The sequence below is a fragment of the Pseudoalteromonas sp. GABNS16E genome, assembly GCF_028598715.1.
GTDB lineage: Bacteria > Pseudomonadota > Gammaproteobacteria > Enterobacterales > Alteromonadaceae > Pseudoalteromonas > Pseudoalteromonas atlantica.
In genome coordinates, this window is sequence record NZ_JAQREZ010000006.1 from 76,170 (window position 1) to 88,641 (window position 12,472).

Sequence of the window (12,472 nt, forward strand, 5' to 3'; positions counted from 1 at the left end):
ACAAACAATCGTTTGGTACTAAATTAGTTACAAATAATCGTTAATTTAAAGCGTTTAACCAAACATTAAAACACGGTAAACTAACCGCTATGAACGCCTGATAAATAAAGTCGAATGAATAAAGAGAAAAAACAACTACGTATTGGTATTGTGGCAGGTGAGCTGTCGGGCGATATTTTAGGCGAAGGCTTAATTAAAGCACTTAAAACGCACTTTCCAGATGCCATATTTGAAGGCATTGCAGGGCCAAAAATGCAGGCGCAAGGCTGTAAAACGCTTTACGACATGGACGAGCTCTCGGTAATGGGGCTGGTTGAAGTATTAGGGCGTTTACCGCGTTTACTTAAAATACGTAAGCAGCTGGTGCAGCACTTTAAAGATAACCCACCCGATGTATTTATAGGTATTGATGCGCCCGATTTTAACCTACGCGTAGAAAAGCCTTTAAAAGATGCCGGTATTAAAACCATTCAATACGTAAGCCCGTCGGTTTGGGCATGGCGTGAAAAACGCATTCATACCATTAGTGCTGCCACAAATTTAGTGCTTGCTTTGCTGCCGTTTGAAAAAGAATTTTACGATAAGCACCAAGTACCGTGCACATTTGTAGGGCACACCTTAGCTGACGATATAGCGCTTGAGCACGACGATAGCCAAGCTCGCCAAGAACTTGGCCTAAATACCGACGACAAAGTACTGGCTTTACTGCCAGGTAGCCGTGGCTCAGAAGTAGGCTTGCTCAGCGAAACCTATATAAATACAGCTGCGCAGTTACAAGCGCAAAACCCAGATCTTAAAATAGTGGTGCCGCTGGTTAACGAAAAACGCAAAGCGCAATTTAGTGAAATTTTAAATGCCACTGCGCCAAATTTAAATGTAAACCTACTCGATGGTCAGTCAAAACTAGCCATGCAAGCAGCCGATGCCATTTTACTTGCATCAGGCACAGCAACGCTCGAAGGCATGCTGTATAAAAAGCCTATGGTGGTGGGTTATAAAATTAAGCCAATGAGTTATTGGATTTTTAAAACCTTGTTTACCTTTAACATTAAATATTTTTCACTGCCAAACTTATTAGCCGATGAAGAGCTAGTGCCGGAGTTTTTACAAAGTGAATGTAACGTGGCTAATTTAACGGGCGCACTTACGCCTATGCTAAATACCGATAATAAAGAACTAAAAGCACGCTTTTTAGCCATCCACGAAAAAATTAGATTAAATGCCAGCAAACAAGCAGCCAAGGCTGTGGCGGAGTTAATAAATGCAAATTGAACGACCCAACGTAACCTTAATTGCCGGTGTAGATGAAGTAGGGCGTGGCCCGCTTGTCGGCGATGTTGTTACCGCTGCGGTAATACTTGACCCAGCGAATCCTATTGCAGGTTTAGCTGACTCTAAAAAGCTAACCGACAAAAAGCGCCAAGCACTGGCTATAGAAATAAAACAAAAAGCGCTGTGTTATGCCATTGGTCGTTGTAGCCCAACAGAAATTGACGAATTAAACATTTTGCATGCAACTATGCTTGCAATGACGCGTGCAGTTGAGGGGTTAAGTACGCAACCAGATTTTGTATTTGTAGATGGTAACCGCTTACCTAAATTAGCTATGCCGGCTCAAGCGGTTGTTAAAGGCGACAGTTTAGTGGCTGAAATTTCAGCAGCCTCTATTTTAGCCAAAGTAGCGCGTGATGATGAAATGCTTGAGCTTGATACACGCTACCCGCAATACGGGTTTGCAGGACACAAAGGATACCCAACTAAAGCACATTTTGCAGCGCTTGAGCAATACGGCGCTATTGATGAGCACCGTAAAAGCTTTAAGCCGGTACAACGTGTGCTAATGCAAGCAAAGGGCGAGGCATAAATAATGGCCGCTCCAGATTTTGTACATTTACGGGTTCACTCAGACTTTTCGATGGTCGATGGCTTAGCTAAAACCAAGCCTATTGTTGCTAAAGCGCAAGAGCTTGGAATGCCCGCGCTGGCAATTACCGATCAAATGAACTTTTGTGGTTTAGTGCGTTTTTATGGCGCAACCCACAGTGCCGGTATTAAACCCATAGTGGGAGCCGATTTTTGGTTGCGCAGCCCAGAGTTTCCAGATGAGCCAAGCCGTATTACGTTGCTAGCTAAAAACAACGACGGTTATAAAAATATTACCTTATTAATATCCGAAGCTTACCAACGCGGGCATATATTTCATCGCCCGGTGATTGACCGAGAATGGCTAGTTAAGCACAAAGAAGGGCTTATTATTCTCTCAGGCGCAAAAGATGGTGATTTAGGTAAAGCGTTATTAAAAAATAACCCAGGCGTTATTGAATCTGTAGTGAGCTTTTATAAGCAGCATTTTAGCGATCATTACTATTTAGAGCTTATTCGCACCGACCGCCCGCTTGAAGAAGACTACCTGCATATGGCGGTAGAGCTTGCAGCTAAAGAGCAACTGCCCGTTGTTGCCACAAACGAAGTGGTTTTTTTAAAGCCCGAAAATTTTGAAGCGCACGAAATTCGTGTGGCTATTTTTGACGGTTATACCCTTGATGATAAACGCCGCCCTAAACGATTCTCACAAGAGCAATACCTAAAAACGCCTGAGCAAATGGCAGAGCTATTTAGCGATATTCCTGAAGCGCTGCAAAATACGGTAGAAATAGCCAAACGCTGTAACGTAACGGTGCAACTAGGCACTTACTTTTTGCCTGATTACCCAACAGGCTCGTTAAAAATTGAAGACTTTTTAGTTAAGGTTTCAGAAGATGGCCTTGAAGAGCGCCTGCAGTTTTTATTCCCCGATGAACAAGAGCGACAAGAAAAACGAGGCGAATACGACGAGCGCTTAAAAGTAGAGCTTGGTGTAATTAACCAAATGGGTTTTCCAGGCTACTTCTTAATCGTAATGGAGTTTATTCAGTGGAGTAAAGATAACAATATTCCAGTGGGGCCAGGGCGTGGTTCGGGTGCGGGTTCATTAGTGGCGTATGCCCTAAAAATTACCGACCTTGATCCGCTTGAATTTGACCTACTTTTTGAGCGATTTCTAAACCCTGAACGTGTATCAATGCCCGATTTCGATGTCGATTTTTGTATGGACAGGCGTGATGAGGTAATTGACCATGTATCGGCATTGTATGGGCGGGACGCGGTATCACAAATTATTACCTTTGGTACCATGGCTGCAAAAGCGGTAATACGCGATGTAGGGCGTGTACTTGGCCACCCTTATGGTTTTGTTGAGCGAATTTCTAAGCTGATCCCAGGGGATCCCGGCATGACGCTTGCCAAAGCGTTTGAGGTAGAGCCGCGTTTACAAGAAGCCTACGATGGCGACTCAGAGGTAAAAGATTTAATCGATATGTGTCGCATCCTAGAAGGGTGTACACGTAATGCCGGTAAACACGCCGGTGGTGTTGTAATATCGCCGACGACCATTACCGACTTTGCTGCACTTTATTGCGATGACGAAGGTAAGTTTCCGGTAACACAGTTTGATAAAAACGACGTAGAAACCGCAGGCCTTGTTAAGTTCGATTTCTTGGGCTTACGTACCTTGACCATTTTGCAATGGGCTGTGGATATGACCAACGAGCGCATGAAGCGCGAAGGCAAAGCGCCCGTTGATATAAATACCATTCCACTGGATGATAAAAAAAGTATAGAGCTATTACTTCGCGCCGAAACAACCGCGGTATTCCAGCTAGAATCGCGCGGCATGAAAGACCTAGTACGCCGATTAAAGCCCGATTGCTTTGAAGATATGATTGCATTGGTAGCCTTGTTCCGCCCAGGCCCACTGCAATCAGGCATGGTAGATAACTTCATCGACCGTAAGCTTGGCCGAGAAGAAATTTCATACCCAGATGCTCAATACCAACACGAAAGCTTAAAGCCCATACTTGAGCCTACTTACGGCATTATTTTGTATCAAGAACAAGTAATGCAAATTGCCCAAGTACTAGCAGGCTATACGCTTGGTGGCGCCGACATGCTACGTCGTGCAATGGGTAAGAAAAAACCCGAAGAAATGGCCAAGCAGCGTTCAACCTTTGAAGAAGGTGCACGCAATAATGGTATAGACGGCGAACTGGCGATTAAAATTTTCGACCTGGTAGAAAAATTCGCAGGTTATGGTTTTAATAAATCTCACTCGGCAGCGTATGCACTGGTTTCGTACCAAACGCTGTGGATGAAAACGCACCATCCGGCAGAGTTTATGGCTGCGGTAATGTCGGCCGATATGGATAACACCGACAAAATAGTTATCTTGGTGGATGAATGTGAAAACATGAAGCTCACCTTATTACCGCCTGATGTAAACGCCGGAGAATTTAAGTTTACGGTAAACCTGCAAGGTGAAATTGTTTACGGTATTGGTGCTATTAAAGGCGTAGGTGAAGCGCCGGTAGAGGCCATTTTAGAAGCGCGCGCAAAAGGCGGCCCATTTAAAGATTTATTTGATTTTTGTGCCCGTGTAGATTTAAAACGCTTAAATAAACGTGTGACCGAAAAATTAATTTACGCCGGTGCACTTGATCAACTCGGGCCAGAGAAAACCCAAGCAGGGCGTGCAACATTACTGGCAAGTTTAAAAGATGCCATGCGCGCTGCCGATCAGCACAACAAAGCTGAGCAACTTGGGCAAAGCGATTTATTTGGCTTACTGGCCATCGAGCCTGATGAAGTTGAGCAAGCCTTTATTAAAGCCACACCGCTTACTGATAACCAATGGCTTGATGGCGAAAAAGACACGCTAGGCCTTTATTTAACAGGGCATCCGATAAATCAGTATCGCCGTGAACTTAGACATTACACCAGCGGCAAGCTGGTGGATTTACAGCCAACAAATCGTGATGTACTCTCTACGGCGGCGGGTTTAGTTATTTCAGCGCGGACCTTAATTAATAAAAAAGGAAATCGTTGGGGCTTAATAACTTTAGATGACAAGAGCGCCCGTATTGATGTACGCTTGTTTCCTGAACAGTTCGAAATGTACCAAGAAATGCTTCAAGTAAACAATATCTTGGTAATATCTGGACAGGTCAGCTTTGATAACTTCTCCGGTGGCATTACAATGACCGCCAGAGAAATAAACACCATTGCTCAAGCGCGTGAAAAACGCATTAAAGCGATTAAAATGACGCTGAACATGGTGCAAATCGAGGCAGGTTTCTTCGATAAATTACAAAAAGTACTCGAACCTTATAAAATGGGAACGTGTCCGATCAAGGTTTATTACCAGCGCCCCGATGCGTTGGCTCAATTAACCCTAGGGATCGAATGGTGTGTTACGCCGAGCGACGACTTAATTCATAAGTTATCACTCATGGCGGCACAAGATGTAGAACTAGAATTTAACTGATTAGGTAGTTTAGAGCATGAGCCTCAATTATCTTGATTTTGAGCTTCCGATTGCAGAATTAGAAGCAAAAATTGAAGAATTACAAAGCATAAGCCGCGCTGGCGAATTAGACCTTGAGTTAGAAGAGGAAGTCAGCAAATTAAAAGAAAAAAGCGCTAAGCAAAAAGAGGAAATATTCTCAAATTTAGGCGCTTGGCAAGTATCGCAGTTAGCGCGTCATCCGTTGCGTCCTTACACTCGAGATTATATCGAGCGCATTTTCACGGAATTTGACGAGTTTGCAGGCGATCGTACTTTTGCTAACGATCCGGCTATTTTAGGCGGTGTTGCACGTTTAGATGGCGAACCAGTAATGGTGATTGGTCAGCAAAAAGGGCGCGATACAGCTGAAAAAATTAAACGTAACTTTGGTATGCCAAAACCAGAAGGCTACCGCAAAGCGCTACGTTTAATGGAAATGGCCGAGCGTTTTAAAATGCCAATTATGACCTTTATCGACACCCCAGGGGCATACCCAGGTGTGGGCGCTGAAGAGCGCGGTCAGTCTGAGGCAATTGCACGTAACCTAAAAGTAATGGCGGCACTTAAAGTACCCACAATTTGTACGGTTATTGGCGAAGGCGGCTCTGGTGGTGCATTAGCTATTGGTGTTGGCGACAGAGTTAACATGTTGCAATACAGCACGTACTCAGTAATTTCGCCAGAAGGCTGTGCTTCAATTTTATGGAAAAGCGCCGATAAAGCACCACTTGCCGCAGAGGCAATGGGTGTAACTGCAGAGCGTGTTAAAGAGCTCGATTTAATTAATAACTTAGTTGAAGAGCCTTTAGGCGGCGCACACCGCAATTACGATGCAATGGCACGTAACTTAAAAACACGTTTAAAACGTGACCTTGCTGACTTACAAGCGCTATCGATTGAAGACATGCTAGATCAACGCTACAAACGTTTAATGTCGTTTGGTTACTGCTAATTAGCTAACCAACACATTTATTGTTAAAAAAGGCCGCTTATGCGGCTTTTTTGTTTTAAAATACTGCAAACATTAAATTTATAGCGTATCCATGCAAGCATCACCTATTTATCAGCACGTTAAACACGCCCTTGAGCACTTTTTTAAGCACCAGCAGTATAACTTTACGGTGGCGCTTTCGGGTGGCGTGGATTCGGTGGTATTGCTTCATGTAATGCACTTATTAAAACAAGCGCAACCAAAGCTAAACGTAAACGCGATTTATGTTAATCATGGTTTAAGCCAATACGCGAATGACTGGCAGCGCTTTTGCCAAAACTTGTGCGCTGAGCTAAATGTACCGTTTAATGCCGCGCAGGTAACAATAAACCCGCAAACACGAACAAGCCTTGAAGCGCAGGCACGTGAGGCGCGTTACAAAGCACTTGATGAACTAAGCCCCGCGGGCAGTGTTATTTTGCTGGGTCAGCATTTAAACGATCAAATAGAAACGTTTTTACTGCGGTTAAAGCGCGGATCTGGCTTAAAAGGGTTAGGCGCAATGCAAAAAATGCGTGAACTACAAAGCGGGCGAATATGCTACAGACCGCTTTTAAACATAACGCGCAGTGATATAGAGCACTTTGCCACAGAGTTTAATATTACGCACATAACTGATGACTCAAATACCGATGAGCGTTTTGATCGTAACTTTTTACGTGCGCGTGTAGTGCCTTTACTTGCAAAGCGTTTTAAAGGTTTTGAACACTGTGCTGGGCGCAGCATTGAGTTACTACAGCAACAACAAGCGCTACTTGATGAGTACACTGAACTTGATTTAAAACAAAGCATAAATGCCCATCAAGCACTGAGCGTTAGCCAACTAACCACCTACAGCGACGTGCGCATAACCAATGTGGTTCGTGCATGGCTTAGCTTATTTACCCAAGTAATGCCCTCTCAAAAGCAGCTTTTGCAAATAATTAACCAAGCCATAAATGCGCAGGCTGATGCGCAAATGCAGGTTGATTTAAGCGAGGGGCAAATACGACGCCATCAAGGGCGTTTGTATTTTGTTACACCACACACGCTGTTAACCGATGAAGCGCTAACGAGCAATGAGCTTGCGCTTAATGATGGGCGTGTATTAATAAAGCAACAAGGTAAAGGCCTACGTGCCCCACTGCCAAACGAGCAAGTCACCGTGCGCTTTAATTGTAATAGTGCGCGTATAAAGCCGTTAAAAAAGCCAGGCAGCAATACGCTTAAACACTGGTTTAAAGATGCAAAAGTAGCCCCGTGGTTAAGGGAGCGCGTGCCTTTAATATTTTATAACGACGAGCTTGTGCAAGTTGTTGGTTATTTTGTAAGTGAAAAACACCAAGACGAAAACGGCATTTTTTGGGAGTGTAAATAAATGAAAGATCAGCCACATGTAGGCTTATCGCTAGTTAGCAAAGCGCCAATGGGTATGTTAATAACAGCGTTAGTAGCTGTTATAGCCAATGTATTACTAGAGCTTAATATTATTACGTTAGGTTATGCCGTTGTGGGCGGGGTGATATCGGCGGTATTACTGCTTGCCTACTGGTTAGGTAAAGGCGGGTTATTTTTTATTTTAGGTGTAAGTTTACCATTGGTTTTAGTGTTATTTACCCCGCTTGCAAGCATAACAGCATTGCTTAATTTAGTGAGCGGCTTCTTTTTTGGCTTTTGTGCAGCCTTGTTTGTTTATAAATTACTGGCTAATAAATAATTAATTTGTAATAAAAAAGCTTAGCGGGGGAAGCTAAGCTTTTATAAATAATACAGTTATATAAATACTAATATGCTTTTGCGCAGTTGCGCCCAGAGGCTTTTGCCTTATATAAGCCTTTATCGGCTCTAGCAAATATTGCTGTTTCGCAATCTTGGCTATTGGCTAGGGTAAAGCCAATGCTGGTGGTTACTTTGTATTTAGACATTAAACTTGAGCTTCTGACTAAGTGCATAATGCGCTCAGCAACCACTTTGTTTGTTGTAAACTCCGGGTCTTCAATAATCAGCGAAAACTCATCGCCACCAAATCTAAACACGGAGTCGGTGCCGCGTATACTGCTGCAAAGTACCTGCGAAAACTCTTTTAAAACATCGTCACCTACTTTATGACCATAGTTGTCGTTTACTTGCTTAAAGTTATCTAAATCAAGCAGCATTAAACTAAAAGGGCGCTGGTAACGGCGGCAGTTTTCGAGCTTTTGCGATAACATGTCATTAAATTGGCTACGATTATTTAACCCAGTGAGCGCATCTTTTGTGGCAAGTTTTAACACTCGGCTGTACATCATTGCGTTACGCAGTGGGTACACAAGGGCGCTGTGTAGGGCACGTAATTTGTTTTCAATCGCTTTACTAATAGGGTATTGGCTAAAGTAAATTAGCTGTCCTAAGTGCTCGCGACCAATAGCTAAATCGTAAGAATACGGGCTAGTGCTTGTGTTGCTATCTGAGGTTTGTGCAGTGCCGAGCGTTGATTGAAACTGCAGCCCTGAAAAGTTAAGTAGCTGTTTGGCAAATTTTGCATAAATAGCCAACACATCTTCTATTACTAGGCTTGTTTGTAGCTCGGTAACTAAATCGTGCGTTGCCGCTGTTTCGTTTGTGTGTGTTTGCTCTGCCGAAAACGGCAAAAAATCGCCGCGCCCAGACACGCGTTGTGTCAAAATATGGACATTTTCCATTAAAATCTTCCCCCAGGGTGTTACTTTGCAATAACTAAGCTATTTTTATGCCATATTTTAAAATTGCTTGATAAACATATGGTTGCTATATTTAAAGTTCATTCCGTAGTTTAATTGACGCTGGAGGCCGAATTTGCAAAGTATAAACGCTCAAATTTTTGGCTTGTTAGTGGCGGCGGTGCTTTTTGTATAGTTTTTTAAGCGCATTGGCTTGCCGCCTATTTTGGCGTATTTAGCAACAGGCGTTTTAGCGGGCAGCCATGGCATTGGTTGGCTTGCGCAATCTCACGAAATAGAGTTTATTGCTGAGCTGGGCATCGTATTTTTACTGTTTAGTTTAGGGCTCGAGTTTTCTATATCGCGGCTAATGGCCATGCGCAATATTGTGTTTGGACTGGGCTCGTTACAAGTTGGTGTTACCAGCTTGCTCTTCATTATTATTTTATATTGCTTAAATTTTAGCTTACTCACTAGTTTTACCATTGGCACAATTATGGCGCTTTCTTCAACCGCGGTAGTGGTTAAGCTATTAAAAGAAACTGGCGAACTAAACCAGCGCCGTGGGCAGCTGGCGGTGGGCGTATTACTGTTTCAAGATATTGCCGTTGTGCCCCTACTTATTATTTTGCCATTGTTTGCCTCAAGCGATTCGCAAAGTATTAGTTGGGCGCTGGCATTTGCGCTTACAAAAGGCGCGTTTGTGTGCTTATTACTGTGGGCGATTGGTAAATGGGTGCTGCCTAAGGTATTTAAAGAAATAGCGCAGGTACGAACCGATGAGCTGTTTGTGCTTACCACAATTTTGGTGGCGTTATTTGCCGGCTTTTTAACTTACATGTTTGGTTTATCAATGGCCCTTGGGGCATTTTTAGCCGGCATGATGCTAGGAGAGAGCCATTACCGCCATCAACTAGAGGCTGATATTAGGCCATTTCGCGATATTTTAATGGGGCTGTTTTTTGTAACTGTGGGGATGCAGCTCGATATTTTATTTGTGCTTTCGCATGGTTTTGTGATTATTGGTGCTTTATTTGGCTTGTTAATATTAAAAATTACCGTGCTGGCATTAAGTGCCAGATTAATGCATGAGCGCAATCAAGACTCGCTAGCCTGCGGCGTTATGCTGTGGCAAATGGGAGAATTTGGGTTTGTGCTTATTGCTTTGGCAAGTCAGCATGCGTTGCTCAATTCAGAGCAAGCCTCGTTTTTAATTGCCTTAGGGGTGCTTTCGATGGCGCTAACCCCGTTTTTAATTGATAAAACCCCACTAATTTTAAAGCAATTAGGTATTTTAGATCACCCCAGTATGGCGAGGGAGAGCGAGCCTAAAAGTAGCACCTTATATAACGATCACGTGGTTATTTGTGGCTTTTCACGCGTAGGACAAACTATAGCGCGATTTTTAAAACCCGAAGCCATAGATTACGTTGCCATAGAAAGTAACCCTATTTTAGTACAAGAGGGCAAAGCCGCAGGTGAGCCAGTAATATTTGGCTATGTAAAACAAAAAGATATTTTAAAGTGCGCAGGGGTAGAGCGAGCACGCCTAGTGATTATTACCTTTACAGAGCTTGAGCATGCCCACGTGGTAATAGACGCCATAAAGCAGCTTGCACCCAACGTTAAAATACTAATAAGAACCCGCGACGACAGCCAATTAAACAACTTAAAAGAGTTGGGGGTTACTGAGGTGGTGCCTGAGTCGTTAGAGGCAAGCTTAATGTTGGTTTCGCATGTGTTGTCGATGTCGGGTGTACCGATGACACGTATTGTGCGCCGTGTTAGTAAAGAGCGCCGTAATCGCTACCCGCTTATGCAAAGTTTTTACGCCGGTTACTTTAAAGATAACGAAGAAACCTCCTCTGAGCGCTTAGAATATCTACACGTAGTCGCGTTGCCAGATCAAGCCTATGCGGTGGATAAAACAATAGACGAGCTTAACTTATCTAAACGCCGCGTGACTGTAAAAGCTTTGCGCCGAGAGGGGCAAGAAATAGACGACCCATCAACCAGCACCACATTGTGCGCAAACGATGTATTGGTATTGCAAGGTAAGCCTAGGCGGGTAGAGCGAGTAGAGCATTACCTACTCGATGGGCTTGAATAAAAAGCATTTTTTTACTGACATAGATGCAAGTTATTAAAATAACACAGGTAGTTGTCCAGCTCAGTTGGTTTTAAAGCTTGCTCTGCGATTAAATAGCCCATAGAACAAGTTTTAATTAGCAAAGGCCAACATTAGTTAATCGAGCTCTAAAAATTGGCGTATTTCGGGTAGTTTTTTCATGCCATCTTCATAGCCAATTTGAATTAGGTGCTGAGTGTAGCGTTTTTCAAACAATAAATAGCTGGTTAAACTCGATTGCGAATGTTTTTTTACCCCAATTGTGCGCAGCAGCAACTTAATTGCCCACGGCATATCGCTGTAGTATTGAGCGGCAATATCGTTAAAGTTTTTTGATGGATTAATAATACACGTCTCTATTTGTTTCAGCTCTTGATGTTTGTCGCGCGCCGGAAGCAGCCCTAAAGTGCGATTTACACGCTCAAGGCGCTCAAGGTCGGCTTGCATGGTGTCGCTAAATACACTATCGAGTAAATGCCCAGCAACCGCAGAAAGCCCAGGGTAGTGGGGCGAGTAACCCGCCGGATGCGACTCTTTTGGTTGGTCTACCCCTATAATAAATATTTTTTCGGCGCCTAAATGAATAGACGGGCTAAGCGGTGAAAGCTGGTGAATGGAGCCATCGCCAAAATAGTGGTTAAATACATTAACACTTGGAAACACCATAGGAATGGCGCTTGATGCCATTAAATGCTCAACGTTAATGCGCATAGGGCGGCCTTCGCGTTTGGCGCGTTGCCAAGGTGTTTGTGTGTTTGACTGAAAAAAAGCAACAGAGTCACCGGTTGTATAGCTTGAAGCGGTAATTGAAATCGCTTCTAAATAATTACGGTGTAAATTACGCTCAATGCGGTGCAGGTCTAAAATTTCGTTTAATAAACCGCGCAAAGGGCGGTTATTTAGCAAACTGCCTGGTGGGTGGTTTATGTGTTCAGACTGAAAACTGGTTAAAATATTACGCGCAATATGGCCAAACACACTTAAAAAGTCGCTTTTGTAAACCATAGATGTTGAAAAGTTTTTCCAAACAGACTCAAGTTTACGCACGGCCAAATGTGCACACGAGGCATAACAGGCCAAAGCTGCAGAATTAATCGCGCCTGCAGAAGTGCCGTTAATAATTCTAAATGGCAAAGGCGCGGTGCGGGGCATACTATGAGCAAGCGCTTTAAGCACGCCCACTTGATAAGCAGCGCGAGCGCCACCACCTGTAAGTAATAGGGCTATTTTAGGTTTATGTGGGTCAACTTGCTGGATTTTCATAGTGGTTTTTGAACTGCTTAACGTCTTTTCTTTATTTATCAACTTTAAGTCTT

Annotated in this window: 8 protein-coding genes and 1 pseudogene; 7 read left to right on the forward strand and 2 right to left on the reverse strand. The window is 43.5% G+C overall.

Annotation, left to right across the window (positions count from 1 at the left end; translation table 11 throughout):
- The first annotated feature begins 114 nt into the window (after positions 1-114).
- The 6 genes from lpxB to PSI06_RS04310 all read left to right on the forward strand — a co-directional run bounded on the left by lpxB (position 115) and on the right by PSI06_RS04310 (position 8,067).
- Positions 115-1,272, forward strand: a complete 1,158-nt coding sequence (lpxB, locus tag PSI06_RS04285; RefSeq protein ID WP_024033822.1) for a lipid-A-disaccharide synthase — start codon at positions 115-117, stop codon at positions 1,270-1,272.
- The gene (gene rnhB / locus PSI06_RS04290) at positions 1,262-1,864 is read left to right on the forward strand and encodes a ribonuclease HII (protein ID WP_273603200.1); all 603 of its coding nucleotides are present in this window, start codon (positions 1,262-1,264) and stop codon (positions 1,862-1,864) included. The genes lpxB and rnhB overlap by 11 nt, the downstream gene beginning before the upstream one ends.
- 3 nt (positions 1,865-1,867) lie before the next feature.
- Positions 1,868-5,359 (forward strand): DNA polymerase III subunit alpha, encoded by a 3,492-nt coding sequence (dnaE, locus tag PSI06_RS04295; RefSeq protein ID WP_273603201.1) that lies wholly within the window; start codon positions 1,868-1,870, stop codon positions 5,357-5,359.
- A 16-nt stretch (positions 5,360-5,375) separates the two neighbouring features.
- Positions 5,376-6,332: an acetyl-CoA carboxylase carboxyl transferase subunit alpha gene (gene accA, locus PSI06_RS04300; RefSeq protein WP_273603202.1), complete on the forward strand. Its 957-nt coding sequence runs from the start codon at positions 5,376-5,378 to the stop codon at positions 6,330-6,332.
- Between the two features lie 91 nt (positions 6,333-6,423).
- Complete coding sequence (tilS, locus tag PSI06_RS04305; RefSeq protein WP_273603203.1) at positions 6,424-7,728, forward strand: tRNA lysidine(34) synthetase TilS; 1,305 nt, start codon at positions 6,424-6,426, stop codon at positions 7,726-7,728.
- Positions 7,729-8,067, forward strand: a complete 339-nt coding sequence (locus PSI06_RS04310; protein WP_055253102.1) for a hypothetical protein — start codon at positions 7,729-7,731, stop codon at positions 8,065-8,067. It abuts the gene before it with no gap.
- A 67-nt stretch (positions 8,068-8,134) separates the two neighbouring features.
- On the opposite strand, the gene PSI06_RS04315 is transcribed toward PSI06_RS04310, so the two are convergent.
- Complete coding sequence (locus PSI06_RS04315; protein WP_273603204.1) at positions 8,135-9,031, reverse strand: GGDEF domain-containing protein; 897 nt, start codon at positions 9,029-9,031, stop codon at positions 8,135-8,137.
- A 133-nt stretch (positions 9,032-9,164) separates the two neighbouring features.
- Here PSI06_RS04315 and PSI06_RS04320 point away from each other — a divergent pair.
- A pseudogene (locus PSI06_RS04320) lies at positions 9,165-11,138 on the forward strand (monovalent cation:proton antiporter-2 (CPA2) family protein).
- A 135-nt stretch (positions 11,139-11,273) separates the two neighbouring features.
- On the opposite strand, the gene PSI06_RS04325 reads toward PSI06_RS04320, so the two are convergent.
- Positions 11,274-12,419, reverse strand: coding sequence for a patatin-like phospholipase family protein (locus tag PSI06_RS04325; protein WP_004586945.1), 1,146 nt, complete (start codon positions 12,417-12,419; stop codon positions 11,274-11,276).
- Between the last annotated feature and the right edge of the window lie 53 nt (positions 12,420-12,472).

Coding starts and splice junctions, on each gene's coding strand:
- PSI06_RS04310 (WP_055253102.1), top strand. CDS start 7,729: ATGAAAGATCAGCCACATGTAGGCTTATCGCTAGTTAGCAAAGCGCCA.
- tilS (WP_273603203.1), top strand. CDS start 6,424: ATGCAAGCATCACCTATTTATCAGCACGTTAAACACGCCCTTGAGCAC.
- accA (WP_273603202.1), top strand. CDS start 5,376: ATGAGCCTCAATTATCTTGATTTTGAGCTTCCGATTGCAGAATTAGAA.
- PSI06_RS04325 (WP_004586945.1), bottom strand. CDS start 12,419: ATGAAAATCCAGCAAGTTGACCCACATAAACCTAAAATAGCCCTATTA.
- PSI06_RS04315 (WP_273603204.1), bottom strand. CDS start 9,031: ATGGAAAATGTCCATATTTTGACACAACGCGTGTCTGGGCGCGGCGAT.
- lpxB (WP_024033822.1), top strand. CDS start 115: ATGAATAAAGAGAAAAAACAACTACGTATTGGTATTGTGGCAGGTGAG.
- dnaE (WP_273603201.1), top strand. CDS start 1,868: ATGGCCGCTCCAGATTTTGTACATTTACGGGTTCACTCAGACTTTTCG.
- rnhB (WP_273603200.1), top strand. CDS start 1,262: ATGCAAATTGAACGACCCAACGTAACCTTAATTGCCGGTGTAGATGAA.